We start from the raw sequence: 25099 nt of genomic DNA on the forward strand, positions 1-25099 counted from the left end.
CAGGGCCGCGGGGCTGTATCGATGTGCGGCTCCCGCCGCGCGGGCGCGACCGGTCACTGAAAACGCCGCGAGCTGCAACTCCCCAGGGCCGCGGGGCTGTATCGATGTGCGGCTCCCGCCGCGCGGGCGCGACCGGTCACTGAAAACGCCGCGAGCTGCAACTCCCCAGGGCCGCGGGGCCGTATCGATGTGCGGCTCCCGCCGCGCGGGCGCGACCAGCCACAACGCGACCCGCACCCGACCCACAACCCCCACACGGAACGACGATGGCCCGGACCCCCGAAGGGGACCCGGGCCATCGCCGCACGGCAAGAAATCAGACCGTACGGAACGCCAGAACCACGTTGTGCCCACCAAACCCGAACGAGTCGTTCAGCGCGGCGATCCGCCCCTCGACAGGCAGCTTCCGAGCCTCCCCGCGAACAACGTCCGCATGCGCCTCGGCCTCGGGATCGAGGTTCTCCACATTGATGGTCGGCGGAGCCACCCGGTGGTACAGCGCGAGCACGGTCGCAACCGTCTCGACCCCACCGGCACCCCCCAGCAGATGCCCCGTCATCGACTTCGTCGCGGACACCGCCATGTGATCGGCGTCGTCACCGAACACCTTCCGCAGAGCCTTCAGCTCCGCGATGTCACCGGCAGGCGTGGACGTGGCGTGCGCGTTGACGTGCACGATCTCCGCCGGATCCAGATCCGTCCGCTCCAGCAGGTTCTGCAGGGCGTGGCTGATGCCGCGCCCCTCCGGCTCCGGCTGCACGATGTCGTGGCCGTCCGCGGAGATGCCCTGGCCGACCGCCTCGGCGTACACCCGGGCACCGCGCGCGGCGGCGTGCTCGGCGGACTCCAGGACGACGACACCGGCACCCTCGCCGAGGACGAAACCGTCCCGGGCGACGTCGTAGGGGCGCGAGGCACCCTGGGGGTCCTCGTTGTTCTTGGACATCGCCATCATGTTGCCGAACGCGGCGATGGGCAGCGGGTGGATCGCCGCCTCGGTGCCGCCGGCGACGACCACGTCGGCACGGCCGGAACGGATCATCTCGATGGCGTAGCCGATGGCCTCGGCGCCCGAGGCGCACGCGGAGACCGGCGTGTGCACGCCCGCACGGGCGCCCACGGCCAGACCCACGTTCGCGGAGGGGCTGTTCGGCATCAGCATCGGCACGGTGTGCGGGGAGACGCGGCGTACGCCCTTCTCCTTCAGCACGTCGTACTGGTCGAGCAGGGTCGTGACGCCACCGATGCCGGAGGCGATGACCGCACCGAGCCGGTCGGGGTCGACGTTCGCGTCATCGCCCGCCTTGTCGGTGAAACCGGCGTCCGCCCAGGCCTCCTTGGCCGCGATCAGCGCGAACTGCGCCGAGCGGTCCAGACGCCGGGCCTGCGGGCGGGGGATCACCTCGGTCGGCTCCACGGCGACCGGTGCGGCGATCCTGACCGCCTGGTCGGCGGCCCATTCCTGCTCCAGGGGCCGGACGCCGGAACGTCCGGCGACGAGGCCCTCCCAGGTAGAGGCCGCGTCGCCACCCAGCGGTGTGGTTGCGCCGATACCGGTGACGACCACGGTGCGATTGGTCGAGCTCACGGGAATTCTTTCTCCAACGGGATACGAGGATTCAGCGGCGCCACCGCCGGGTGGCGGGGCCGGGCACATCCGGCCTAAGCGGAGACTCAGGCCTGGTGCTTGAGGATGTAGTCGGTCGCGTCGCCGACCGTCTTGAGGTTCTTGACGTCCTCGTCCGGGATCTTGACGTCGAAGCGCTCTTCGGCGGCGACGACGACCTCGACCATGGACAGGGAGTCGACGTCCAGGTCGTCGGTGAAGGACTTGTCCAGCTGGACGTCCTCGACCGGGATGCCGGCGATCTCGTTCACGATGTCGGCGAGACCGGCGACGATCTCTTCCTGAGTGGCGGCCATGTCGGGCGCTCCTTCGTAGATGTATCAGAGGGTGTGGCGGTGATTCCGTAACGGACCGACACGATGATCCGGCACGGAGTGCCTAGGGGAGGGTAACGACAGTGGCGGCGTACACGAGACCCGCCCCGAAGCCGATGACGAGCGCGGTGTCGCCGCTCTTCGCCTCGCCGGTCGCCAGAAGCCGCTCCATAGCGAGCGGGATCGAGGCGGCCGAGGTGTTGCCGGTGGTGCGCACATCACGGGCGACCGTGACGTGCTCCGGCAGTTTCAGCGTCTTCACCATCGAGTCGATGATCCGCTCGTTGGCCTGGTGGGGAATGAAGACGTCCAGGTCGTCCGGGCTGATTCCGGCCGCGTCCAGCGCCTGCTGGGCGACCTTCGCCATCTCGAACACGGCCCAGCGGAACACCGCCTGGCCCTCCTGCGTGATCGCAGGGAACTTGTCGACCTCGCCGTTGCGGTAGTCCGTCCACGGCACGGTCTGCTTGATCGTCTCGGACTTGTCGCCCTCGGAGCCCCAGACGGTGGGGCCGATGTGGGGTTCCTCGGCGGGACCCACGACCACCGCGCCGGCGCCGTCGCCGAACAGGAAGGCCGTCGCGCGGTCCTCCAGGTCGGTCAGGTCGCTCAGCCGCTCCACGCCGATGACGAGGACGTACTCCGCGCTGCCCTCGACGATCATGCCCTTGGCCAGGGTGAGGCCGTAGCCGAAGCCCGCGCAGCCGGCCGAGATGTCGAAGGCGGCGGCCTTCGCGGTGCCGAGCCTGTCGGCGATCTCGGTGGCGACGGCCGGGGTCTGCTTGAAGTGCGAGACGGTCGAGACGATCACGCCGCCGATCTGCTCGGCGGTGATCCCGGCGTCGGCGATGGCCTTGCCGGACGCCTCCAGCGACATGGCGGCGACGGTCTCCTCGTCGTTCGCCCAGTGCCGGGTCTCGATGCCGGAGCGCGAGCGGATCCATTCGTCGGACGAGTCGATCGTCTCGAGGATCACCTCGTTGGGCACGACCCGGGTGGGGCGGTAGCCGCCCACGCCCAGGATGCGCGCGAACGGGGCGCCCTTGCTGGGCCTGATCTTCGACATGCTGCTCGGCTCCTTCTCAGGCACTGTGCTCTGCGATGAGCTCGCGAGCCGCGTCGAGGTCGTCGGGGGTCTTCAGGGCGAGCGTCGCCACGCCCGGCAGGGCGCGCTTGGCCAGGCCGGTCAGGGTGCCGCCCGGGCACACCTCCAGCAGCGCCGTGACGCCGAGCTCCTTGAAGGTCTCCATGCACAGGTCCCAGCGGACCGGGTTGGCGACCTGGCCGACCAGCCGGTCCAGCACCTCGGCGCCGGTGGCGACGGTACGGCCGTCCTTGTTGGAGACGTAGGTGAGCGTCGGGTCGGCGGCGGACAGCTCCTTGGCGGCCACGGCCAGCGCGTCCACGGCGGGTGCCATGTGGTGCGTGTGGAAGGCGCCGGCGACCTTCAGCGGAACGACCTTGCGCACGCCCTCGGGCTTGTCCTCGGCGAGCGCGGCGAGCTGCTCCATGGTGCCCGCGGCCACGATCTGACCGGCGCCGTTGATGTTCGCCGGGGTCAGACCGAGCTTCTCCAGGTGCGCGACGGAGACGTCGGGGTCGCCGCCGAGCAGCGCCGACATCCCGGTCTCGGTGATCGCGGCGGCCTCGGCCATCGCCAGACCCCGGGTGCGTACGAGGGTCAGCGCGGCGGTGTCGTCGAGCACGCCCGCGAAGGCGGCCGCGGTGATCTCACCGACGCTGTGGCCGGCGACGGCGCCGGGGGTGATGTCACCCAGTGCCGCGGCGGACAGGATTCCGGCGGCGACCAGCAGCGGCTGGGCCACCGACGTGTCCCGGATCTCGTCCGCGTCGGCCTTGGTGCCGAAGTGGACGAGATCGAGGCCGACGGCGTCGGACCAGGCGGCGACGCGGTCGGCCGCGCCGGGCAGGTCGAGCCAGGGGGTCAGGAAGCCGGGCGTCTGGGCGCCCTGGCCGGGAGCGACGAGTACGAGCACTCTCACACTCTCTCTTGGGGACGGCCACGGCCGCCCGTGGGGACAGGGACGAAGAACAGCAGGGGGTTTTGTGGGCCCCCGACAAAAGCCTAGGGCTGAAGATCGCCGTCGACGAGACGTCCCAGGATGAGTGCGATCCGCAGCGTGAACGCGGAGCGTACATCGGAAGGCGACCAGCCGGTGACGTCAGTCACACGTCGAAGCCGGTAGCGCACGGTGTTGGGGTGAACGAAGAGCATCCGGGCGGCGCCCTCCAGGCTGCTCGCCTGCTCCAGGTAGACCGAGAGGGTCTCCAGCAGAGCGGACCCGGCTTCTTCGAGTGGTCTGTAGATCTCCTCCACCAACTGCTCGCGGGCGCTGGGATCCCCGGCGATGGCACGTTCCGGAAGCAGGTCGTCCGCCAGGACCGGGCGAGGTGCGTCCTGCCAGGCGGAACACGCCTTCAGCCCGGCGGCCGCGGCCTGCGCGGAGCGGGTGGCGGCGAGCAGGTCCGGCACGATCGGCCCGGCCACCACGGGGCCGGCGGCGTAGGGCCCGATCAGCGACTTGGCGACGGCGAGGGGGTTGTCGCTGCCGCCGGCGATGACGACGAGCCGGTCCCCGAGGACACCGGTCAGCACCTGGAGCTTGGCGTGCCGGGCGGCGCGCCGGATGGCCTCGACGGTCAGCTCCGAGTCCCCGTCGGGGGCCGTGCCGAGGACGACGCACACGTGTTCGGGGGAGTTCCAGCCGAGCGCGGCGGCCCGGGAGACCGCGCCCTCGTCGGCCTCGCCGCTGAGCACGGCGTTGACCACGAGGGACTCCAGGCGGGCGTCCCAGGCACCGCGTGCCTCGGCGGCCTGGGCGTAGACCTGGGCGGTCGCGAAGGCGATCTCACGGGCGTAGACGAGCAGGGCCTCACGGAGCACGGACTCGTCGCCGGGGGCCGCCACCTCGTCGATGGCGGACTCCATCACCTCGATCGTCGTCCGCACCATCTCCACGGTCTGGCGCAGCGTGATCGCCCGGGTCAGCTCCCGGGGCGCGGTGCCGAAGACGTCGGTGGAGATGGCCTGCGGGGCGTCGGGATGCCGGAACCACTCCGTGAAGGCCGCGATGCCGGCCTGCGCGACGAGACCGATCCAGGAACGGTTCTCCGGGGGCATGACCCGGTACCACGACAGCGTCTCGTCCATGCGCGTGATGGCCGCGGCGGCGAGACTGCCGGACGACTTCTCCAGCCGCTTCAGCGTCGCGGCGTGCGCATGGGCGCCGTGCGCTGCGGCTTCGGGCTTGGTGGCTTCGGGTTCGGGCACGGGGACAAGACTGCCTTATCCGGACGGGAGCATGCGCTGGCGGGGTCTACGGTGGTCGGGTGACGGACGTACGGCGCGCCGACGAGCGCTATCCAGGGGGCGACCCGGCGGCGGGCATCGAGTCCCGGCACGCCTTCTCCTTCGGCGCCCACTACGACCCCGGCAACCTCCGCTTCGGCGCGATGATCGCCTGCAACGAGGAGCGGCTGGCACCCGGTGCCGGGTTCGACGAGCACCCCCACAGTCACACGGAGATCGTGACGTGGGTGGTGGAGGGCGAGCTGACGCATCGGGACTCGCGCGGAAACGAGACCCTGGTCCGGCCCGGCGACGTGCAGCGGCTCAGCTCCGCGGGGGGTGTCCGGCACGTGGAGCGCAACGACGGGGCGGGGCCGCTCGTCTTCGTCCAGACCTGGCTGGCCCCGCTCTCCCCGGGTGGCGATCCGGGGTACGAGATCGTCCGCGGTATCGCCGACTCCACGCCGTACGCCGTCCCCGAGGCGGGCACGCTGCTCCATGTCCGCCGCCTCGCCCCCGGCGAACGCACCGCGGTCCCCGACGCGCCGTACGTCTACGTCCACCTGGTCCGCGGCGAACTCCGCCTCGCTGACCGGACCCTGTCCCCGGGTGACGCGGCCCGCCTCACGGCCCCCAAGGACATGGAAGCCGTGGCAACGACAGCGTCAGAACTCCTCCTCTGGGAAATGACCTGACCTCGCCCCGGCGGGGGCGAAGGAAAAGGCGGTCGGAGATTCAGGCGCGGAGGTCTGCGAGGAGCGCGTCCGTGAGGACCGGCCACGCCTCGGCCGCCCACGGGCCGAAGGCCCGGTCCGTCAGGGCCACGCACGCGCACCCGGCGTCAGGGTCCACCCACACAAACGTCCCGGACTGACCGAAGTGACCGAAGGTCCGAGGCGAGGACGAACCACCGGTCCAGTGCGGAGACTTCCCGTCCCGGATCTCGAACCCCAGCCCCCAGTCATTGGGATTCTGATGCCCGTACCCCGGCAGAACCCCCTTCGTCCCCGGAAACTGCACACTCATCGCCGCGGCCACGGTCCGGGCGTCGAGCAGCCGAGGAGCCTGCACCTCCGCCGCGAACAGCAGCAGATCCCCGACCGTGGACACCCCGTCCTTGGCCGGCGACCCCTCCAGCGACGTCGACGTCATGCCCAGCGGCTCCAGCACCGCCTGCCGCAGATACTCCCCGAACGGGATCTCCGTCGCCTTGGCGATATGGTCCCCGAGCTGCTCGAACCCGGCGTTGGAGTACAGCCGCCGCTCCCCGGGCGAGGCCAGCACCCGGTGCTCGTCGAAGGCCAGCCCCGAGGTGTGCGCGAGCAGATGCCGCACCGTCGACCCCTCGGGCCCGGCGGGCTCGTCGAGTTCGACCGCACCCTCCTCGTAGGCGACGAGCGCGGCGTACGCGGCGAGCGGCTTGGTGACCGAGGCGAGCGGGAACCGGTGCCCGACCGGCCCGCGGGTGCCCACGACCGTGCCGTCCGCCCGCACCACACCCGCCGCGGCGGTGGGCACGTCCCAGTTGTCGATCAGTGAAAGGCTCTGCAAGGACATGCCGGTGAGCCTAAGCGGCTCACAGGCCCAGCCGCATCGAGGGGTCCGTGTCCCGGGTGAAGCCGAGCGAGGCGTAGAGCGGCTCGGCGTCCGGGGAGGCGGTGAGCATGACGTACCCGGCGCCCCGCTCGCGGAACCAGCCCAGCAGCTCCTCCACGCACGCGCGCGCGTACCCCCGGCGCCGCGCCCCGGGGTCGGTGGCGACGCTGAAGACGTAGCCGATCAGCCCGTGCGGATTGCCGGCCCGACCGATCCGGTACTCCAGCGACCCCGCGGCGAGCGCCGCCAACTCGCCCGGCTGCTCGGGGTGGTCGACCACGAACGCCGCGAACGACCCCTCCGGAGAGGCGAGTCGGTCCCGCAGGACCGGCAGGGACTCGGCGTGCCAGTCCGTCGTACCCGGCGCGGGCGCCAGCGAATCGATCATCACCTGGCGCAGGCGCAGCACTTCGGCGGCGTCCTCGGTCGTGGCACGGCGTACGGGACTCATGTCCGGCACGCTAACCACGGTGATCACGCCATGTCCCGTGGTTTTCTCCCTCATTCGCTTGCTTGGAGCGCACTCCAAGGCCATAGCGTTGAGCGCATGACGGTGATGGAGACCACGGGTACCAGGACCGACACCTGCGCGGGGCCGCCGAGCCCCGACCGGCGCCCGGACGGCCAGGACAGCTACACGATCAGCGAGGTCGCCGCGTTCACCGGTCTGACCGCGCACACCCTGCGCTGGTACGAGCGCATCGGCCTGATGCCGCACATCGACCGCTCGCACACCGGGCAGCGCCGCTACAGCAACCGCGACCTCGACTGGCTCGACCTGGTCGGCAAGCTCCGCCTCACCGGCATGCCGGTCGCCGACATGGTGCGCTACGCCGAACTGGTGCGCGAGGGCGACCACACCTACGACGCGCGGTACGAACTGCTGGAGGAGACCCGCCGGGACGTGCTGACCCGGATCGCGGAACTCCAGGACACGCTCGCCGTGCTCGACCGCAAGATCGCTTTCTACGGCGACGCCGGGCGCGCCCTGGCGTCGGAGAGGCCCCGATGACCGAGAACAGCAGGATCGCGACCGCACGCCTGGGCGACACCGGCCCCGAGACCGGGGTGCAGGGCCTCGGCTGTATGGGCATGAGCTTCGCCTACGGCCCCTCGGACGCGAAGGAGTCCAGGGCCACCCTGGAGCGCGCGCTCGAACTGGGCGTCACCCTGTACGACACGGCGGACGCCTACGGCGCCGGGGAGAACGAGACCTTCCTGTCGCCGTTCTTCCGGGCCCACCGCGACGAGGTCGTCGTCGCCACCAAGTTCGCCCTGTCGATCCCGCCGGGCGAACCGACGCGCCGGGTCATCCGCAACGACACGCCCTACATCCGCCAGGCCGTCGAGGCGAGCCTGAAGCGCCTGGACGTGGAGGTCATCGACCTCTACTACATGCACCGCCGGGATGTGAACGTGCCGATCGAGGAGACGGTCGCCGTCATGGCCGAGTTGGTCCGCGAGGGCAAGGTCAAGCACCTGGGTCTGAGCGAGGTCACGGCCGCCGAACTGCGGGCCGCGCACGGCGTGCACCCCATCGCCGCCGTCCAGTCGGAGTGGTCGCTGTTCAGCCGGGACATCGAGGCCCAAGTGGTGCCCGCCGCACGGGAGCTGGGCGTGGCGCTGGTGCCGTACTCCCCGCTGGGCCGGGGCTTCCTCGCCGGGTCCTTCGGGTCGGCGGACGACCTCACCGACGGCGACTTCCGCCGTCAGCAGCCCCGGTTCACCGGCCACAACGCCACGGCCAACGCGGCCCTGCTGGCCCCCGTCCGCAAGGTCGCCGAGTCGCACGGCGCCTCCGTGGGGCAGATCGCCCTGGCCTGGGTGCAGCAGCGGGCGGCGGTCCACGGTCTGCCGGTCGTACCGATCCCCGGCACCCGCAGGCCCGGCCGGGTCGAGGAGAACACCGCCGCCACCCGGATCGAACTGACCACCGACGAACTGGCGTTGCTCGACCCGATCGCCCAACAGGTCGCGGGGGACCGGTACGCGGACATGACCTTCACCTCCGCCGGCCGGGAGTGACCCGGTCGGCGGACGGGAGCGCTCCGGACGGCTACCGGGAGTGACCCGGTCGGCGGCCCCTACAGCTCCGCGAGCAACTCCGCCTTCTTCATGGAGAATTCGTCATCGGTGACCAGCCCGGCCCGGTGCAGTTCCCCCAGGTGGCGGATGCGTTCGGCGATGTCCGCCGGGTCCCGGCGCGGCGCGGCCACCGCCGGGACCGTGGTCGCCGCCGGGACGGCCGGTCCCGCCGCGCGCACCGCGGCCAGCACCGACGCCGCGAACGGCAGCGACTCGTGGACCGGACCGTAGCCGAGGCCGAACACCACGGCCCCCGGATCCTGGTCCACCTGGGCCGGGCCGCTCTCACCGCGCCGCAGCAACCGCAGATGCCCCTCGAAGACCTCGGGGGAGCGCCACTCGACGCCGCACAGGTCGCCGATCGCGAACGACTGGTCCCCCGCCTTCCACTTCGCCGAGGACGCCCCCGTCCAGAACCACCGGAAGGAGACCGTGCGCCCGTCGAAGGACGCCTTGGCGTCGTACGCCTTGAACGCCCGCGGCGCCTCGGGCGCCGCCACCAGGAACCGGTCCGCGGGGCCGGACTCCTTGAGCTGCGCGCCCAGTTCGTCGGCGTAGTACTCGGCGAGGGTCTCCCGCTCGGCCGGCAGCACCAGCCGGTAGGGGTCGCAGCCCTCCTTCAACTGCCCGTCGGCCGCTTCCATCAGAGGATCGGCCCCGGGCCGGGGGTGCGCCCGCAGCACCACGGTCCCGCGCTTGCCGGGATCGAGGGTCACCGCGGAGAGCGCGGCCAGCGGTACCCGCCGCTCGCCGAGCGCCTGGAGCAGCTTCGGTGTCCGGATCCCCCGTTCGTAACGGATGAGCACGGAGTCGGACTCGAACTCCCAGGCGGCATGAAATCCGGCCAGTACGTCACCCATGCGGCTCATCGTATGCGGCACGCGCTCCTCCGTCGCCTCCTCGCGCAGACCGTACTTTCTGCGCTCTCTACGCGCGTCCGTCCGTCGTGGTGGCGGACAAACCCTCCCGGCATCCTTCGTCGTCGCCCCCGCAGTGCACCGCGTCATACGCGCCAACCCCGATCCCGGCGAGGTTGCGCACGCTGTCCGTGCCCGGCTCGAAGTACCCGCTGTGCCCCTCGGCGTCCGCCGCCGACAGCACCCGCGCCCCGAACGCCGAGGACATCGGATCGGCGCCGTGGCCGAGCCCGCCGAGCTCCAGGTACGGAACGTCCTGGATCCAGTCGTCGGCGTCCCGCATCGCCCACACCCGCGCCGAGGTGCCCAGGTTGGCCGCCTTGGAGACCCGCATGCCGGGGCTGCCGGCGACCGCGATGTCCTGGACCCGGCCGGGCAGGGTGTGCGCGGCGACACCGCAGACCACCGAGCCGTAGCTGTGGCAGAACAGCGACACCGGGGCGCCGCCGGGCAGGGCGCGCACCAGCGCGTTCAGCCGTACGGCGCCGTTCTCGGCGCGGGTCGCGGTGGCCGAGTCCAGACCGAGGCCGCCGGGCGCGGTGTAGTCCGCCCAGGCGATCACGGCGGTGGGGGTGGCCGGGGCGGCGGCGCGCTCGGCCGCGTACAGCGACTGGGCCATGCCGACCGGCGCCGAGTACTTGCGGTAGGTCCGCTGGAAGGTGAGCAGGTCGGTGTCGACACCGGGGACGACCACCGAGACCCGCTCGGCCCGGTCGAGGTCGCCGAAGACCTCGGCGACCCGTCCCGAGCCCGCCGGGTCGAACGCCAGGATGTTCCGGCCGGGGCTCATCAGCTCCTCGTACCGGTGCATCCGACGGCCGGCCGCCTGCTGCCCCTCGGGCGTCAGCCGCTTGTCGTGCATCCGTTTCAGCTCGACCTTGCGGGCCTGGAGCAGCGCGACCCGGTTGGCCCGGTAGCGCAGCCCCACGGGGGCGCCGTTCATGTTGCCGACCGCGAGCGGATAGCGGCGCACCAGGGCGGAGCTCTGGTCAGCGGTGAGCGAGGCGAAGAAGGACGCCAGCCGGGCCGGGGCCGACTCCGGGTCGGGCAGCCGGTGCCCGGCTATCCGGCCGTGCTCCCAGGCGGAGAGCGAGAGCTGAAGCGGGGGAGTGGTGCGCTGGTTGCGCAGCGCGGTCCAGCCGGTGGTCGCCAGCATGACGAACACCACGGCCAGCGCGAGCAGTGCGCGCCAGACGTTCAGCTGCGGGGAGGTGTCGAAGGAAGTCACTGGGAGGACACACTAGGAGAACGAACGAGTCTCCCGTTAACCGAGTGACGGGTATCACGTTTCGCGCCAGCTCTCGGTGAGAGCGGGGCCCACCTGCTCCAGGTAGGCGATGGTCAGCCGACGGATGCCGTCCAGGCTGAAGTCCTCTCCCATGCTCCACTGGCGCTCGGTCACCCGCATCACCCCGCCGAACACCGCCACCGCCAGCCGCGGTCGCGGATCGGCGTCCACGTCCAGGCCCTCGCGCTCCGCCAGCACCCGGGCGATCCGCTCCTCGGTCTCCGCCGAACGCCGCAGGTGGGCGGCGAGGAGGACGGGCGTGGACTCCACGACCCGGTACATCCGCAGGTACAGCTCCACCGGGACGACCGACTCGATGACGTCGTTGAGCCCGTCCCAGCCCTCGACCACGGCCTGGCGCAGCGCCTGCATCGGCGGCTCGCCGGGCGGCCGCAGCCGTACCGCCTCCACGTAGTGCGCCTCCGTCATCGCCTGGACGGCGAAGGCGGCCTCCTCCTTGCTGGCGAAGTAGCGGAAGAAGGTCCGCTGGGAGACCTCGACGGCGTCGGCGATGTCGTCGACCGTCGTCTCCTCGTACCCCCGGGTGGTGAACAGGCGCAGTGCCGCCAGCAGCAGTGCGTCCCGAGTGCGCTGTTTCTTCCGTTCGCGCAGAGTTTGCATATCCGTCAGTTACCGACTTGTGAATCCGTTTGTCAATTGTCAGAGGCTGTCACTAGCCTCGGCGGCATGACTAGTCAGACCGTCGTCGACAAGGCGCCCCAGGACGCCGTCCCGCCCTCCGGGCTCCGCGGGCATCCCTGGTTCACGCTCATAACCGTCGCCGTGGGCGTGATGATGGTGGCGCTGGACGGCACCATCGTGGCCATCGCCAACCCGGCCATCGCCGACGACCTCGGCGCCACCTTCGCCGAGGTGCAGTGGATCACCAACGCGTACTTCCTCGCCCTCGCGGTCTCCCTGATCACCGCGGGCAAGCTCGGTGACCGCTTCGGCCACCGGCAGACCTTCCTCGTGGGGGTCGTCGGCTTCGCCGCCGCCTCCGGCGCGATCGGTCTGTCCGACAGCATCGCGTTCGTCGTCGCCTTCCGCGTGCTCCAGGGCCTCTTCGGCGCCCTGCTGATGCCGGCCGCGCTCGGCCTGCTGCGGGCGACCTTCCCCGCCGAGAAGCTCAACATGGCCATCGGCATCTGGGGCATGGTCATCGGCGCCTCCACCGCGGGCGGTCCGATCCTCGGCGGTGTCCTCGTCGAGCACGTCAACTGGCAGTCGGTGTTCTTCATCAACGTGCCGGTCGGTGTCCTCGCCCTCGTGCTCGGCGGGCTGATCCTGCTGGACCACCGTGCCGAGAACGCCCCGCGCTCCTTCGACCTGCTCGGCATCGCGCTGCTCTCGGCCGCGATGTTCTGCCTGGTGTGGGCGCTCATCAAGGCGCCGGAGTGGGGCTGGGGCGACGGGCTGACCTGGAGCTTCATCATCGGGTCCGTGGTGCTGTTCCTGGCCTTCGCCTTCTGGGAGACGAAGGTCAAGGAGCCGCTGATCCCGCTCGCGCTGTTCCGCTCGGTGCCGCTGTCGGCCGGTGTGGTGCTGATGGTCCTGATGGCCATCGCGTTCATGGGCGGCCTGTTCTTCGTGACGTTCTACCTCCAGAACGTGCACGGCATGAGCCCGATCGACGCGGGTCTGCACCTGCTGCCGCTCACCGGAATGATGATCGTCGGCTCGCCGCTCGCGGGCGCCATGATCACCAAGTTCGGCCCGCGGGTGCCGCTGGCCGGCGGCATGGCCCTGACGGCCATCGCCATGTACGGCATGTCCACGCTGGAGACGGACACCGGCAGCGGCGTCATGTCCGTCTGGTTCGCCCTGCTGGGCCTCGGCCTCGCGCCGGTCATGGTCGGCGCCACCGAGGTCATCGTCGGCAACGCCCCCATGGAGCTGTCCGGTGTCGCCGGCGGTCTCCAGCAGGCCGCGATGCAGATCGGCGGCAGCCTCGGTACGGCCGTGCTGGGCGCCGTGATGGCCTCCAAGGTCGACAGCGACCTCGCCGGGAACTGGACCGACGCCGGGCTGCCCGCGCTGACCCCGGCGCAGGAGGCCCAGGCCTCCGAGGCGGTTCAGGTCGGTGTGCCACCGGTGGCCCCGGGCACCCCGGACGCCGTCGCCGCGAAGATCACCGAGGTCGCGCACGACACCTTCATCTCCGGCATGAGCCTGGCCTCGCTGGTCGCGGCGGGTGTGGCGGCGGTGGCCGTCGCGGTCGCGTTCCTGACCAAGCGCGGCGAGAACGCCGGGGCCGGAGCGGGCGCCGCGCACATCTGACCCGGTTCCCGACGAGGCCGCTTTTCGCTCATCAGGGTGACAGAGCTAAAGATTCCTCGTCCCCGGCACGCGCCGCAGGTCACAGTGGGTCAAGCCCTCCGTACGGCATAGAGGGGGCGACGGGTGCTGCGGCGCGCTGCCGGAGGGGGACAGCGCGCCCGGCAGCCCGTAGGCATAGCCGCTGGGTACGGGGTTACCCGAACCAGGAACCGAATCCAACGAATCGACGGTTCCCGGGAGTTGAGAAACCCATGGCGGGCTTCGGAAACGGAACGCGCAGGTACCCCCGCACACGTGGCCGGATGAGGTCACGGTCCGGGCCGGATCGCGCGACCCTCGGCATCATCGGAACCATCTGCGCGGTCGCCGGCTTCTTCACGCTGGGCATCGTCCTCGGCCCGGCGGCCATGATCTGCGGCTGGCTCGCGATGAACCGAACCTGGTCCGGATCCCGCCCTCTCCCGGCAGTGATAGCCCTGATCCTGGGCGCGATCGACACGCTACTGGCCCTGATCCTGCTCACCAGCACGACGCCCACGGGCTTCGGCCCGTTCTAGCCCCGGGCGTGCCGTGTGATCCGGTCGTGGGGTGACTGCGGGTCCGCCGTGACCGATCGCGCAGTTCCCCGCGCCCCTGGGTGGGACCACCCGGGCCGCATTCAAGAACCACTGCCGCCCAGCCAAGGCCACTGACCCAGGCCCACGCCAGGCACATCAGGGGCGCGGGGAACTGCGCGACCATCCCCCACCGGTCGATGGCCGACCGACGACGGCCGCACCACGCACATCAGGGGCGCGGGGAACTGCGCGATCAACCCCCATCGGCCGGTGGTCGACCGACGACGGCTGCACTACGCACCTCGGGGGCGCGGGGAACTGCGCGATCGGCCACGGCGGACCCGCGGCCGCCCCACGCCGGACCACCCGGCGCCCCGGGCGTCTACGCCCGGTCCGGGGCGGCCGCCCCGGGAAGCGGCCCCGGAGGCGCAGGCACCGCGCCCACCGGCGGAGCCGCCCGCTGCGACAGCGCCGCCACCTCCGCCCGCAACTCCCGCACCTCCCGCGTCAGCAGCCGAATCGCCTCCGTCTGCCGCCGCTCCTCCTCGTCGTCCCGCTCGAAGCGCGCGATGAACCAGGCGGCGATGTTCGCCGTGACCACACCCAGCAGGGCGATGCCCGACAGCATCAGCCCGACCGCGAGGATCCGCCCCAGCCCGGTGGTCGGCGCGTGATCGCCGTAGCCCACGGTCGTCATCGTGGTGAACGACCACCACACGGCGTCACCCAGCGTCTTGATGTTCCCATCCGGCGCGTCCCGCTCCACGGACAGCACCGCGAGCGAGCCGAACATCAGCAGGCCGATCACCGTACCGACGACATACGTGGTCAGCCGGACCTGGGACGCCATCCGGGCCCGCCGGCCCACCAGCATCAGCGTCGACACCAGCCGCAACAGCCGCAGCGGCTGGATCAGCGGCAGCGCCACCGCGCACAGGTCGAGCCAGTGCCGCCGGGCGAAGTCCCACCGCCGCTCCGCCAGCCCCAGCCGCACCAGGTAGTCGACGGCGAACGCCGCCCACACCGTCCACTCCACGACCGCGCAGGCGCGGGTCAGGGACCGGCTCGCCGAGCTGTCCACGATCGGCACGGCGTAGGCCACGGCGAACAGCACCGCCAGCACCAGCAGTGGCCGTTGGGTGCGCCGCTCCCAGCGGACCTGCGCGGTTGTCTCCTTCATGCCCGCATCGTAGGAAACGGCGAAGGGCCGGGGGAGACGAACCCCCGGCCCTCCAGCCGTACCCGAGCGGTGCCGCAGGCCCGCTCTACGCGTCGCCGCCCGCGGCCCCGGGGTCAGCCGCCGAGACGTCCAGCAGCTGGTACCGGTCGATGGCCTGCTTCAGGGCCGAGCGGTCCACCTTGCCCTCCTTGGCCAGCTCCGTCAGCACGGCCAGCACGATCGACTGCGCGTCGATGTGGAAGTACCGCCGCGCCGCGCCCCGGGTGTCGGCGAAGCCGAACCCGTCGGCCCCGAGCGACTGGTACGTCCCGGGCACCCACCGCGCGATCTGGTCCGGAACCGACCGCATCCAGTCGGAGACGGCCACGAACGGGCCCTCGGCGCCGCCCAGCTTGCGCGTCACGTACGGCACCCGCTGCTCCTCCTCGGGGTGCAGCAGGTTGTGCTCCTCGCAGTCCACGGCCTCGCGCCGCAGCTCGTTCCAGGAGGTCGCCGACCAGACGTCGGCCTTCACGTTCCACTCCTCGGCGAGGATGCGCTGCGCCTCCAGCGCCCACGGCACCGCGACCCCGGAGGCGAGGATCTGCGCCGGGATCGACCCCGCGGTGCCCTCGCCGATCCGGTGGACGCCCTTGAGGATGCCCTCGACGTCCACGTTCTCCGGCTCGGCCGGATGCTGGATCGGCTCGTTGTAGACGGTCAGGTAGTAGAAGACGTCCTCGCCCGGCTTCCCGTCCGCCGTCGGGCCGTACATCCGCCGCAGACCGTCCTGCACGATGTGCGCGATCTCGTACGAGAAGGCCGGGTCGTAGGCCACACAGCCCGGGTTGGTCGAGGCCAGCAGCTGGGAGTGGCCGTCGGCGTGCTGGAGCCCTTCACCGGTCAGTGTCGTACGCCCGGCGGTCGCGCCCAGGACGAAACCGCGCGAGAGCTGATCCGCCATCTGCCAGAACTGGTCACCCGTGCGCTGGAATCCGAACATCGAGTAGAAGACGTAGACCGGGATCAGCGGCTCGCCGTGCGTGGCGTACGCCGAGCCCGCCGCGATCAGAGAGGCCGTGCAGCCGGCCTCCGAGATGCCGTCGTGCAGCATCTGCCCGTTCGGCGCCTCCTTGTACGCCAGCAGCAGCTCACGGTCCACCGACTCGTACTGCTGCCCGAGCGGGTTGTAGATCTTCGCACTCGGGAAGAAGGAGTCCATGCCGAAGGTGCGGTACTCGTCGGGCGCGATCAGCACGAACCGCTTGCCGATCTCCTTGTCCCGCATGAGGTCCTTCAGCAGGCGCACAAAGGCCATGGTCGTCGCGATGGACTGCTGACCCGAGCCCTTCTTCACGGTCGCGTACGTCTTGTCGTCCGGCAGGGCCAGCGGCTTCGCCCGCACGACACGCGTCGGGACGTACCCGCCGAGCGCCTGCCGGCGGTCGTGCATGTACTGGATCTCCTCGCTGTCCCGCCCCGGGTGGTAGTACGGCGGCGCGCCGGACTCCAGCTCCTTGTCGGAGATCGGCAGGTGCAGCCGGTCGCGGAAGCGCTTGAGGTCGTCGACCGTCAGCTTCTTCATCTGGTGCGTGGCGTTGCGGCCCTCGAAGTTCGGGCCCAGCGTCCAGCCCTTGATCGTCTTGGCCAGGATCACCGTCGGCTGGCCCTTGTGCGCCTTGGCCGCCGAGAACGCCGCGAAGATCTTCTTGTGGTCGTGGCCACCGCGGCCCAGGTGCAGGATCTGGTCGTCGGTCATCCCCTCGACCATCGCGCGCAGCCGGTGGTCGTCGCCGAAGAAGTGGTCACGGATGTACGCACCCGTCTCGGTGGCGTACGTCTGGAACTGCCCGTCCGGCGTGGTGTTCATCCGGTTGACCAGCACACCGTCCCGGTCCTGGGCCAGCAGCGGGTCCCAGCTGCGGTCCCAGACCAGCTTGATCACGTTCCAGCCGGCGCCCCGGAAGATCGACTCCAGCTCCTGGATGATCTTGCCGTTGCCGCGGACCGGGCCGTCCAGCCGCTGGAGGTTGCAGTTGACCACGAAGGTGAGGTTGTCCAGCCCTTCGCGCGCGGCGATGGACAGCTGGCCGAGCGACTCCGGTTCGTCCATCTCGCCGTCGCCGAGGAACGCCCACACCTGCGACCGGGAGGTGTCCGCGATGCCGCGCGCCTCCAGGTACCGGTTCATCCGCGCCTGGTAGATCGCGCCGATCGGGCCGAGGCCCATCGACACGGTCGGGAACTCCCAGAAGTCCGGCATCAGCCGCGGGTGCGGGTACGAGGACAGCCCGTTCGGGGCCTTGGACTTCTCCTGGCGGAACGCGTCCAGGTTCTGCTCGGTCAGCCGGTCCAGCAGGAAGGCGCGGGCGTAGATGCCCGGCGAGGCGTGCCCCTGGAAGAAGACCTGGTCACCGCCGTCGCCCTCGTCCTTGCCCCGGAAGAAGTGGTTGAAGCCCACGTCGTACAGGGAGGCGGAGGAGGCGAAGGTCGCGATGTGGCCGCCGACGCCGATGCCGGGGCGCTGGGCCCGGGAGACCATGACGGCGGCGTTCCAGCGGGTCGCGTTGAGGACCTTGCGCTCGATCTCCTCGTTGCCGGGGAAGAACGGCTCGGCCCTGGTCGCGATCGTGTTCACGTAGTCCGTGCTGCGCATCTCGGGCACGGCGACGCGCTTCTCGCGGGCCCGCTCGATCAGGCGGAGCATCAGGTAGCGGGCCCGCTCCCGGCCGCGCTCGTCCACGGCGGCGTCGAGGGAGTCGAGCCACTCCTGGGTTTCCTCGGGGTCGAAGTCAGGAACCTGACTCGGAAGGCCGCCAATGATGATCGGGTTGCGATCGGATCCGGAAGCCACGCTGTTCCTTACCTGTCGGAGGGCTGGGTTGACTGGCTTGCTTCGGGCTTGTTTCTGTGCTTGTCGCCGGGTTTGCTCTCCCGCACCGTCCCCATCGTGTACCTCGGGACGGCAAACGTCATCTCTTCCACCGGGTAATCCAAGCGTGGTCCCGAGGGAGGGTTCCCAAAAGCGCAAAGAGGGCAGAACGGTGTGGCGTGTGTCACCTTGGGTCGTGGTGGCATGACGGCAGTTGCGGTGACACGGCCCGGAACGTCACCGTTTCGGCGGTCTGAACGGCCGGGTACTTGCGCGATTCGCCCCGCCCGTGTGGACTACGGCCAATGCTTCGCGCACGCGCGTGGCTGAGACATTCCCGAGGACATGATCAGGAGGCAACCCGTGAGCGCGACCGCGGACCACGCGGAGGAGCGGACGAACCCTGCCGTAAGGCTGGGGTTCCAGCCCGAGCAGGTGGTCCAGGAGATCGGCTACGACGAGGACGTAGACCAGGAACTCCGCGAGGCCATTGAGGAAGTCATCGGCAGCGATCTCGTGGACGAGGACTACGACGACGTCGCCGATGCCGTGGTGCTGTGGTTCCGCGACGACGACGGCGACCTGACCGATGTGCTGGTGGACGCCACCACGTACATCGAGGAGGGCGGCTCGATCCTGCTGCTGACGCCGAAGACCGGCCGCGACGGCTACGTCGAGCCGAGCGACATCTCCGAAGCCGCCACGACGGCCGGACTGTCCGCTTCCAAGAGCGTCAGCGTCGGCAAGGACTGGAGCGGCAGCCGTCTGGTGACACCGAAGGCGGCGAAGTCCGCCAAGAAGTGACCCTCCCCCGGACACTCCGGACGGGCTGACTTCGGTCGGCCCGTCCGTGGCCCCTTCGCGATCACTGCGTAGGGTGGTCGTGGACCACCCGAACAGCCCCACCGAAGGGACACAGCCGGTATGGCCATCCAGGTCGGCGAAAAGGCCCCCGACTTCGAGCTCAAGGACAACCACGGCCGCACCGTGAAGCTCTCGGACTTCCGCGGCGAGAAGAACGTGGTGCTGCTCTTCTACCCGTTCGCCTTCACCGGTGTGTGCACCGGCGAGCTGTGCGAGCTGCGCGACAACCTGCCGAGGTTCGCGGACCGCGACACCCAGCTGCTCGCGGTCTCCAACGACTCCGTCCCCACCCTGCGCGTCTTCGCCGAGCAGGAGGGTCTGGAGTACCCCCTGCTGAGCGACTTCTGGCCGCACGGCGAGGTCTCCCGCGCCTACGGCGTCTTCGCCGAGGACAAGGGCTGCGCGGTGCGCGGCACCTTCGTCATCGACAAGGAGGGTGTCGTCCGCTGGACGGTCGTCAACGGCCTGCCGGACGCCCGCGACCTGAACGAGTACGTCGAGGCGCTCGACACCCTGTGATTCTTCGGTTCCAGGGCCTGCGTGCCACGGGAACCCCTCACTAGGATCGACACGTTGATCCGGTATCAAACGCATGGCGGGGCTCCCCGCCCATGGACATCAATGGAGGACTCGTGGGAGTCAGCCTCAGCAAGGGCGGCAACGTTTCGCTGACCAAGGAGGCCCCCGGGCTGACCGCGGTCATCATCGGTCTGGGCTGGGACGTCCGCACCACGACCGGTACGGACTTCGACCTGGACGCGAGCGCGCTGCTGCTCAACAACTCCGGCAAGGTCGCCAGCGACGCGCACTTCATCTTCTTCAACAACCTCAAGAGCCCCGACGGCTCCGTCGAGCACACCGGCGACAACATCACCGGTGAGGGCGAGGGCGACGACGAGCAGATCAAGGTCAACCTCGCCGGGGTCCCGGCCGAGGTCGAGAAGATCGTCTTCCCGGTGTCGATCTACGACGCCGAGAACCGCCAGCAGTCCTTCGGCCAGGTCCGCAACGCGTTCATCCGCGTCGTCAACCAGGCCGGCGAGGCGGAGATCGCCCGTTACGACCTCAGCGAGGACGCCTCCACCGAGACCGCCATGGTCTTCGGCGAGCTGTACCGGCACGGCGCGGAGTGGAAGTTCCGCGCCATCGGCCAGGGCTACGCCTCGGGCCTGCGCGGCATCGCGCAGGACTTCGGCGTGAACGTCTGACTCGGACCCGATCCGATCCGTCCGGCGCCGCACGGTTTGCGTGCGGCGCCGGACGCGCAGGGAAACAACCAAAGAGGCACGACCCGGGGAGGACCAGCATCATGGGCGTCACGCTCGCCAAGGGGGGCAATGTCTCCCTCTCCAAGGCCGCACCCAATCTGACCCAGGTGACGGTGGGTCTCGGCTGGGACGCGCGCTCCACCACCGGAGCCCCCTTCGACCTCGACGCCAGCGCGCTGATGTGCACCGGCGGACGGGTGATGGGGGATGAGTGGTTCATCTTCTACAACCAGCTCACGAGCCCGGACGGCTCCGTCGAGCACACCGGGGACAACCTCACCGGTGAGGGGGACGGCGACGACGAGTCGCTGGTGATCGACCTCTCCAAGGTGCCCGCCCAGTGCGACAAGATCGTCTTCCCGGTCTCGATCCATATGGCGGACGAGCGCGGCCAGACCTTCGGACAGGTCAGCAACGCGTTCATCCGCGTGGCCAACCAGGCCGACGGGCAGGAACTCGCCCGCTACGACCTCAGCGAGGACGCCTCCACCGAGACCGCGATGATCTTCGGCGAGGTCTACCGCTACCAGGGCGAATGGAAGTTCCGGGCCGTCGGGCAGGGGTACGCGTCCGGTCTGCGGGGCATCGCCCTCGACTTCGGGGTCAACGTCTCATAACGCGTTATGAGCAAAAACCCGGTCCGGGTGGGCCGCTGTAGGGGGCCGACTACACTTCGGCTTCAAAAGTTCGTAAAGCCGAGTACGGCGCGGGGGAGACCCTCCCCCACACTCCGTGTGGGAGGGGCCCCCAACACAGGATTGGGTAGCCAGTGGTTCTGAAAACCTTCGGCTGGTCGTTCGCGGTCACCGCGGCCGGCTTGGTCGCAGCGGTCCTCATCGGGGGGTGGACCGCGTTCGGCATCGTGGCGATCCTCTCGATCCTCGAGATCTCGCTGTCCTTCGACAACGCGGTGGTCAACGCCGGAATCCTGAAGAAGATGAGTGCCTTCTGGCAGAAGATCTTCCTCACCATCGGCATCCTGATCGCCGTCTTCGGCATGCGACTGGTCTTCCCCGTCGTCATCGTGGCGGTCAGCGCGTCGATGGGGCCGATCGAGGCCGTCGACCTCGCGTTGACCGACAAGGACCGTTACGAACAGCTCGTCACCGACGCCCACCCGTCGATCGCGGCCTTCGGCGGTATGTTCCTGCTGATGATCTTCCTCGACTTCATCTTCGAGGACCGGGACATCAAGTGGCTCGGCTGGATCGAGCGCCCGCTGGCCAAGCTGGGCAAGGTCGACATGCTCTCGGTCTGCATCGCGCTGATCGTGCTGCTGATCACCTCCATGACCTTCGCGACCCACGCGCATCTGCACGACGGCAGCGCGAACAAGGCAGAGACGGTTCTGCTCTCCGGTGTCGCCGGTCTGATCACGTACATGATCGTCGGCGGTCTCTCGGGCTACTTCGAGGACAAGCTGGAGGAAGAGGAGGAGCGCGAGCACGAGGCGGAGGAAGCGGCGGAGCGCGCGGGCAAGCCCCGCTCGGCGGTCGTCCTGGCCGGCAAGGCCGCGTTCTTCATGTTCCTCTACCTCGAGGTCCTGGACGCGTCCTTCTCCTTCGACGGCGTGATCGGCGCCTTCGCCATCACCAACGACATCGTGCTGATGGCGATCGGTCTGGGCATCGGCGCGATGTACGTCCGTTCGCTCACCGTCTACCTGGTCCGCCAGGGCACCCTGGACGACTACGTCTACCTGGAGCACGGCGCCCACTACGCCATCGGCGCCCTGGCCGCGATCCTGCTGATCACGATCCAGTACCAGATCAGCGAGATCATCACCGGTCTCATCGGTGTCGTCCTGATCGGCTGGTCCTTCTGGTCCTCGGTGCGCCGCAACCGCGCGCTCGCGGCGGCCGAGGGAAAAGCGGAAGCCTCGGACAAGACTGAGGTCTCGTCCGGGGTGTGACACTCCCTTGAGTGAGGAACGCTTCTGAACGGGGCGGCCGGGCCTTCCGGCCGCCCCTTCGGTCTGTCGACATGCGCGTGGGGGCGGGAATGGGCTTGTTGGACGGGCTGCTGTGGCGCGGACGTGCCGCGCAGTTCGACTCGGGGAGCGCGGCGAGCAACGCGATCGAGCTGACCAAACGGCACGGCCAGGTCTCGCTCACCAAGCAGGACGCGGCCACCGGCCATCTGCGGGTCAATCTGAACTGGCGCATGCGCAGCTCCGACATAGGCGGGCCGCAGCGGGAGAGCCTGCTGCGGCACCCGTTCAAGGCGCTGAAGCCTCCGGAGGTGGTCGGGCACAGCCAGAGCATGGTCAACGTCGACCTGGACCTCGGCTGCCTGTACGAGCTGGCCGACGGCACCAAGGGCGTCGTCCAGCCGCTCGGCGGCCTCCTGGGGGACATCAACGCGCCGCCGTACGTGAAGCTCAGCGGGGACGACCGGTTCGGCTCGGCGTCCGGCGAGACGATGTACGTCAACCTCGACCAGCGTGAGCACATCAAGCGGCTGCTGGTCTTCGTCTACATCTACGACCAGACACCGGCGTTCGACCGTACGCACGCGGTCGTCACGCTGTACCCGAGCAACGGGCCCCGGATCGAGATCGGGCTGGACGAGCGGCATCCGCAGGCCCGCTCCTGCGCGGTGGTGATGATCGAGAACGTGAAGGGCGAGATCGTCGTCCGCCGCGAGGTCAAGTTCGTCTACGGCTTCCAGGCCGAGCTGGACCGGCTGTACGGGTGGGGACTGCAGTGGGGGCGCGGCTACAAGGCGAAGGCGGACCGCTGACCCGCCCCCGCCCTGCCGCGCGAGGCGCTACCGCCCGATGAACTGCGGCCCCTGCGGGGGCAGCCGGAAGTCGCCGGCGGGGGCCGGGGCCACCGGCTGCGGGTAGCCGTAGCCGCCCTGGGGCGGCCGGGCGGCCGTCTGGGGGTAGCCGTACCCGGACTGCTGGGTGGTGGGCGGCGGCGCCTGCGGATAGCCGTAGGCGGGCTGCGGCGGGACCGTCGTCGTGGGCTGCTCCGGCGGCAGCGGCTGCGACCGGGGCTCCTCGGCGGGCTCCTGCCGGGGCTCCTGGGCGGCCATGCCCTCCGACTCGTCCACCGAGATCCCGAAGTCCGTGGCCAGGCCCTCCAGGCCGTTGGAGTAGCCCTCCCCGAGCGCCCGGAACTTCCAGCCCTCGCCCCGCCGGTACAGCTCGCCGCAGATCAGGGCCGTCTCCTCGCCCGTCTCCGGCTTGATGTCGAAGTGCAGCAGCGGCTCACCGTCGGCGACGGACGCGTCGTACAGCAGGATGCGCAGGGACCGTACGCGGTCGAACGCGGCTCCGTCGGCCGAAGCGACCAGGTAAATCTGGCTGACGTCGGGCTCGACACCGGCGAGATCTGTCTGGATCGTGTCGGTGAGGCCCTCGGTGACCCTTTTCTTGCCGAGTCGCCACACCTTCCCGGAGGGGTGCCGGGGCTGGTTGTAGAAAACGAAGTCCTCGTCGGATCGCACACGGCCGTCGGGACCGAGGAGCAGCGCCGAGGCGTCGACCTCCGGGACCCCCTGCCCGGGCGTCCAGCGGAGCACGGCACGTACGGTCGTGGCTTCGAGCGGGACGTTCGACCCCTTCAGCATCGCGTGCGTCATGCGGTCATCCTGCCCTCTCGGTCCTGATCACGACAACGCGGGGGTACATGATCGGTAAGGGGTGTCCGTGCCTGCGTTACCAGAAATTCATGCCCCACCGGAACCCCCGACATAGCTATCTACGTACTATTACCGGCCACCTGTGAACTGGTCACAGGCGGCGCTCAGCCACCACGGGGGAGTTCCATGCGTCATTTCGGGCACATCGCCCCTGAGGTGCGGCAGCGCCTCTTCCACCAGGAGCCGTGCGCCTTCGACGCCGACTCCCCGGCCCGGCTGCTCTCCGCGGCCCTGGGCGCCACCCTGTACAGCCCGGCGACCCGCCCGCGGCTGGCCGACGACGTCCTCAAACAGGCCGCCCGTGGCGTGGTCTCGATGGTGCTGTGCCTGGAGGACTCCATCGGCGACGAGGACGTCCCGGCCGGCGAGGAGAACCTCGTCCGGCAGTTCACCGACCTCGCGGCCCGGGAGCCGGCGGACCTGCCGCTGCTGTTCATCCGGGTCCGCGCCCCCGAGCAGATCCCCGACCTGGTCCGCAGGCTCGGCCCCGCGGCCCGGCTGCTCTCCGGCTTCGTCCTGCCGAAGTTCACCGAGGAACGCGGCATCCCCTTCCTGGAGGCGCTGACCGGCGCCGAGGCGGCGAGCGGGCGGCGGCTGTTCGCCATGCCCGTGCTGGAATCGCCCGAGCTGCTCTTCCGCGAGTCCCGGGTGGAGACGCTGGAGGGGATCTTCCGGGCGGTCGACAAGTACCGTGAGAGGGTGCTCGCGCTCCGGCTCGGCGTGACCGACTTCTGCTCCTCCTACGGTCTGCGCCGCGCTCCCGACATGACGGCGTACGACGTGCAGATCGTCGCCTCCGTCATCGCCGACGTGGTCAACATGCTCGGCCGCGCCGACGGCACCGGCTTCACCGTCACCGGACCGGTGTGGGAGTACTTCCGCGTGCAGGAACGTATGTTCAAGCCCCAGCTGCGGCGCAGCCCCTTCCTGGAGGGGCAGGCCGAGGAGCTGCGCGAGGCCCTCATAGAGCACGCCATGGACGGCCTGCTCCGCGAGATCGCCCTCGACCAGGCCAACGGCCTCACCGGCAAGACCTGCATCCACCCCTCCCACGTACCCGCCGTGCACGCACTGTCCGTGGTCAGTCACGAGGAGTTCAGTGACGCCCAGGACATCCTGCGACCCGAGCGCGGCGGCGGGGGCGTCATGCGTTCGGCGTACACGAACAAGATGAACGAGGTGAAGCCGCACCGCGCCTGGGCCGAGCGGACCCTGCTGCGCGCCGAGGTCTTCGGTGTGGCCAACGAGGACGTCGGCTTCGTCGAGCTGCTGGCCGCCGGAATCCCCGGCTGACACCTGACAACCAAGGGACGC

The 25099-nt window shown here is 70.1% G+C and carries 25 protein-coding genes; 12 read left to right on the forward strand and 13 right to left on the reverse strand.

From position 1 onward, the window contains the following. Positions 1 to 316: 316 nt before the first annotated feature. The 5 genes from fabF to ABT296_RS22880 all read right to left on the reverse strand — a co-directional run bounded on the left by fabF (position 317) and on the right by ABT296_RS22880 (position 5233). The gene (gene fabF / locus ABT296_RS22860) at positions 317 to 1588 is read right to left on the reverse strand and encodes a beta-ketoacyl-ACP synthase II (protein WP_351930169.1); all 1272 of its coding nucleotides are present in this window, start codon (positions 1586 to 1588) and stop codon (positions 317 to 319) included. Positions 1589 to 1674: 86 nt separating this feature from the next. After that, positions 1675 to 1923, reverse strand: a complete 249-nt coding sequence (locus tag ABT296_RS22865; RefSeq protein WP_015660680.1) for an acyl carrier protein — start codon at positions 1921 to 1923, stop codon at positions 1675 to 1677. A gap of 82 nt (positions 1924 to 2005) precedes the next feature. Further along, positions 2006 to 3007, reverse strand: a complete 1002-nt coding sequence (locus ABT296_RS22870; protein ID WP_351930171.1) for a ketoacyl-ACP synthase III — start codon at positions 3005 to 3007, stop codon at positions 2006 to 2008. Positions 3008 to 3023: 16 nt separating this feature from the next. Continuing rightward, complete coding sequence (locus ABT296_RS22875; protein WP_351930173.1) at positions 3024 to 3938, reverse strand: ACP S-malonyltransferase; 915 nt, start codon at positions 3936 to 3938, stop codon at positions 3024 to 3026. 89 nt (positions 3939 to 4027) lie between these two features. Beyond that, positions 4028 to 5233 (reverse strand): PucR family transcriptional regulator, encoded by a 1206-nt coding sequence (locus tag ABT296_RS22880; protein ID WP_351930175.1) that lies wholly within the window; start codon positions 5231 to 5233, stop codon positions 4028 to 4030. 59 nt (positions 5234 to 5292) lie between these two features. On the opposite strand from ABT296_RS22880, the gene ABT296_RS22885 reads away from it, so the two are divergent. Then, complete coding sequence (locus tag ABT296_RS22885) at positions 5293 to 5946, forward strand: pirin family protein (RefSeq protein ID WP_351930177.1); 654 nt, start codon at positions 5293 to 5295, stop codon at positions 5944 to 5946. A gap of 40 nt (positions 5947 to 5986) precedes the next feature. Here ABT296_RS22885 and ABT296_RS22890 read toward each other — a convergent pair whose 3' ends face one another. Continuing rightward, entirely contained in the window at positions 5987 to 6808 is an 822-nt protein-coding gene (locus tag ABT296_RS22890; protein ID WP_351930179.1) for a serine hydrolase domain-containing protein, read from the reverse strand. A gap of 19 nt (positions 6809 to 6827) precedes the next feature. After that, on the reverse strand, positions 6828 to 7298 hold the full coding sequence (locus ABT296_RS22895) for a GNAT family N-acetyltransferase (protein WP_351930181.1): 471 nt from the start codon (positions 7296 to 7298) through the stop codon (positions 6828 to 6830). Positions 7299 to 7394: 96 nt separating this feature from the next. Here ABT296_RS22895 and ABT296_RS22900 point away from each other — a divergent pair, with 96 nt between their 5' ends. Both ABT296_RS22900 and ABT296_RS22905 read left to right on the forward strand, forming a co-directional pair. Next, the gene (locus ABT296_RS22900) at positions 7395 to 7859 is read left to right on the forward strand and encodes a MerR family transcriptional regulator (RefSeq protein WP_351930183.1); all 465 of its coding nucleotides are present in this window, start codon (positions 7395 to 7397) and stop codon (positions 7857 to 7859) included. Further along, positions 7856 to 8872 carry an aldo/keto reductase gene (locus ABT296_RS22905; RefSeq protein WP_351930185.1) on the forward strand — a complete coding sequence of 339 codons (1017 nt, stop codon included), beginning with the start codon at positions 7856 to 7858 and terminating at the stop codon, positions 8870 to 8872. Before ABT296_RS22900 ends, ABT296_RS22905 begins: the two co-directional genes overlap by 4 nt. A 59-nt stretch (positions 8873 to 8931) precedes the next feature. On the opposite strand, the gene ABT296_RS22910 is transcribed toward ABT296_RS22905, so the two are convergent. Genes ABT296_RS22910 through ABT296_RS22920 form a run of 3 tightly spaced genes read right to left on the reverse strand, consistent with a single transcriptional unit; the run spans position 8932 to position 11758 of the window. Continuing rightward, entirely contained in the window at positions 8932 to 9801 is an 870-nt protein-coding gene (locus tag ABT296_RS22910; RefSeq protein WP_351930378.1) for a DUF4429 domain-containing protein, read from the reverse strand. A 58-nt stretch (positions 9802 to 9859) separates the two neighbouring features. Then, a complete protein-coding gene (locus tag ABT296_RS22915) occupies positions 9860 to 11077 on the reverse strand; it encodes an alpha/beta hydrolase (RefSeq protein ID WP_351930187.1) in 1218 nt (405 codons plus the stop codon). Between the two features lie 54 nt (positions 11078 to 11131). After that, positions 11132 to 11758, reverse strand: a complete 627-nt coding sequence (locus ABT296_RS22920) for a TetR family transcriptional regulator (RefSeq protein ID WP_351930189.1) — start codon at positions 11756 to 11758, stop codon at positions 11132 to 11134. Between the two features lie 66 nt (positions 11759 to 11824). Between ABT296_RS22920 and ABT296_RS22925 the strand changes: the two genes are divergently transcribed. Beyond that, positions 11825 to 13417 carry an MFS transporter gene (locus ABT296_RS22925; RefSeq protein WP_351930191.1) on the forward strand — a complete coding sequence of 531 codons (1593 nt, stop codon included), beginning with the start codon at positions 11825 to 11827 and terminating at the stop codon, positions 13415 to 13417. Between the two features lie 251 nt (positions 13418 to 13668). Further along, a complete protein-coding gene (locus ABT296_RS22930) occupies positions 13669 to 13974 on the forward strand; it encodes a small hydrophobic protein (RefSeq protein WP_351930193.1) in 306 nt (101 codons plus the stop codon). A 382-nt stretch (positions 13975 to 14356) separates the two neighbouring features. On the opposite strand, the gene ABT296_RS22935 is transcribed toward ABT296_RS22930, so the two are convergent. Both ABT296_RS22935 and aceE read right to left on the reverse strand, forming a co-directional pair. Continuing rightward, positions 14357 to 15154: a potassium channel family protein gene (locus ABT296_RS22935; protein WP_351930195.1), complete on the reverse strand. Its 798-nt coding sequence runs from the start codon at positions 15152 to 15154 to the stop codon at positions 14357 to 14359. Positions 15155 to 15239: 85 nt separating this feature from the next. Beyond that, positions 15240 to 17987: a pyruvate dehydrogenase (acetyl-transferring), homodimeric type gene (gene aceE, locus ABT296_RS22940; protein ID WP_351930196.1), complete on the reverse strand. Its 2748-nt coding sequence runs from the start codon at positions 17985 to 17987 to the stop codon at positions 15240 to 15242. 381 nt (positions 17988 to 18368) lie between these two features. Here aceE and ABT296_RS22945 point away from each other — a divergent pair, with 381 nt between their 5' ends. From ABT296_RS22945 to ABT296_RS22970, 6 genes are all read left to right on the forward strand, one after another. Beyond that, positions 18369 to 18809, forward strand: coding sequence for a DUF3052 domain-containing protein (locus ABT296_RS22945; protein WP_351930198.1), 441 nt, complete (start codon positions 18369 to 18371; stop codon positions 18807 to 18809). Positions 18810 to 18929: 120 nt separating this feature from the next. Continuing rightward, complete coding sequence (locus ABT296_RS22950; protein WP_351930200.1) at positions 18930 to 19388, forward strand: peroxiredoxin; 459 nt, start codon at positions 18930 to 18932, stop codon at positions 19386 to 19388. A 113-nt stretch (positions 19389 to 19501) separates the two neighbouring features. Further along, entirely contained in the window at positions 19502 to 20077 is a 576-nt protein-coding gene (locus ABT296_RS22955; protein ID WP_351930202.1) for a calcium homeostasis/redox stress adaptation protein, read from the forward strand. Positions 20078 to 20178: 101 nt separating this feature from the next. After that, positions 20179 to 20754 (forward strand): TerD family protein, encoded by a 576-nt coding sequence (locus tag ABT296_RS22960; RefSeq protein WP_351930204.1) that lies wholly within the window; start codon positions 20179 to 20181, stop codon positions 20752 to 20754. 152 nt (positions 20755 to 20906) lie between these two features. Beyond that, positions 20907 to 22049, forward strand: coding sequence for a DUF475 domain-containing protein (locus tag ABT296_RS22965; RefSeq protein ID WP_351930206.1), 1143 nt, complete (start codon positions 20907 to 20909; stop codon positions 22047 to 22049). A gap of 89 nt (positions 22050 to 22138) precedes the next feature. Further along, entirely contained in the window at positions 22139 to 22879 is a 741-nt protein-coding gene (locus ABT296_RS22970; RefSeq protein WP_351930208.1) for a TerD family protein, read from the forward strand. 27 nt (positions 22880 to 22906) lie between these two features. On the opposite strand, the gene ABT296_RS22975 is transcribed toward ABT296_RS22970, so the two are convergent. Further along, on the reverse strand, positions 22907 to 23725 hold the full coding sequence (locus ABT296_RS22975; protein ID WP_351930210.1) for a TerD family protein: 819 nt from the start codon (positions 23723 to 23725) through the stop codon (positions 22907 to 22909). A gap of 186 nt (positions 23726 to 23911) precedes the next feature. Here ABT296_RS22975 and ABT296_RS22980 point away from each other — a divergent pair, with 186 nt between their 5' ends. After that, positions 23912 to 25078: an HpcH/HpaI aldolase/citrate lyase family protein gene (locus ABT296_RS22980; RefSeq protein ID WP_351930212.1), complete on the forward strand. Its 1167-nt coding sequence runs from the start codon at positions 23912 to 23914 to the stop codon at positions 25076 to 25078. Positions 25079 to 25099: the final 21 nt, after the last annotated feature.

This window comes from Streptomyces sp. NPDC000983, assembly GCF_040299205.1.
GTDB lineage: Bacteria > Actinomycetota > Actinomycetes > Streptomycetales > Streptomycetaceae > Streptomyces.

What these genes read in the sequence shown, in the direction of transcription:
- ABT296_RS22925 (WP_351930191.1), top strand. Translation starts at nt 11,825, where the DNA reads ATGACTAGTCAGACCGTCGTCGACAAGGCGCCCCAGGACGCCGTCCCG.
- ABT296_RS22900 (WP_351930183.1), top strand. Translation starts at nt 7,395, where the DNA reads ATGACGGTGATGGAGACCACGGGTACCAGGACCGACACCTGCGCGGGG.
- ABT296_RS22905 (WP_351930185.1), top strand. Translation starts at nt 7,856, where the DNA reads ATGACCGAGAACAGCAGGATCGCGACCGCACGCCTGGGCGACACCGGC.
- ABT296_RS22950 (WP_351930200.1), top strand. Translation starts at nt 18,930, where the DNA reads ATGGCCATCCAGGTCGGCGAAAAGGCCCCCGACTTCGAGCTCAAGGAC.
- ABT296_RS22930 (WP_351930193.1), top strand. Translation starts at nt 13,669, where the DNA reads ATGGCGGGCTTCGGAAACGGAACGCGCAGGTACCCCCGCACACGTGGC.
- ABT296_RS22865 (WP_015660680.1), bottom strand. Translation starts at nt 1,923, where the DNA reads ATGGCCGCCACTCAGGAAGAGATCGTCGCCGGTCTCGCCGACATCGTG.
- ABT296_RS22980 (WP_351930212.1), top strand. Translation starts at nt 23,912, where the DNA reads ATGCGTCATTTCGGGCACATCGCCCCTGAGGTGCGGCAGCGCCTCTTC.
- ABT296_RS22970 (WP_351930208.1), top strand. Translation starts at nt 22,139, where the DNA reads ATGGGCTTGTTGGACGGGCTGCTGTGGCGCGGACGTGCCGCGCAGTTC.
- ABT296_RS22920 (WP_351930189.1), bottom strand. Translation starts at nt 11,758, where the DNA reads ATGCAAACTCTGCGCGAACGGAAGAAACAGCGCACTCGGGACGCACTG.
- ABT296_RS22890 (WP_351930179.1), bottom strand. Translation starts at nt 6,808, where the DNA reads ATGTCCTTGCAGAGCCTTTCACTGATCGACAACTGGGACGTGCCCACC.
- ABT296_RS22895 (WP_351930181.1), bottom strand. Translation starts at nt 7,298, where the DNA reads ATGAGTCCCGTACGCCGTGCCACGACCGAGGACGCCGCCGAAGTGCTG.
- ABT296_RS22960 (WP_351930204.1), top strand. Translation starts at nt 20,179, where the DNA reads ATGGGCGTCACGCTCGCCAAGGGGGGCAATGTCTCCCTCTCCAAGGCC.
- ABT296_RS22910 (WP_351930378.1), bottom strand. Translation starts at nt 9,801, where the DNA reads ATGAGCCGCATGGGTGACGTACTGGCCGGATTTCATGCCGCCTGGGAG.
- ABT296_RS22870 (WP_351930171.1), bottom strand. Translation starts at nt 3,007, where the DNA reads ATGTCGAAGATCAGGCCCAGCAAGGGCGCCCCGTTCGCGCGCATCCTG.
- ABT296_RS22975 (WP_351930210.1), bottom strand. Translation starts at nt 23,725, where the DNA reads ATGACGCACGCGATGCTGAAGGGGTCGAACGTCCCGCTCGAAGCCACG.
- ABT296_RS22935 (WP_351930195.1), bottom strand. Translation starts at nt 15,154, where the DNA reads ATGAAGGAGACAACCGCGCAGGTCCGCTGGGAGCGGCGCACCCAACGG.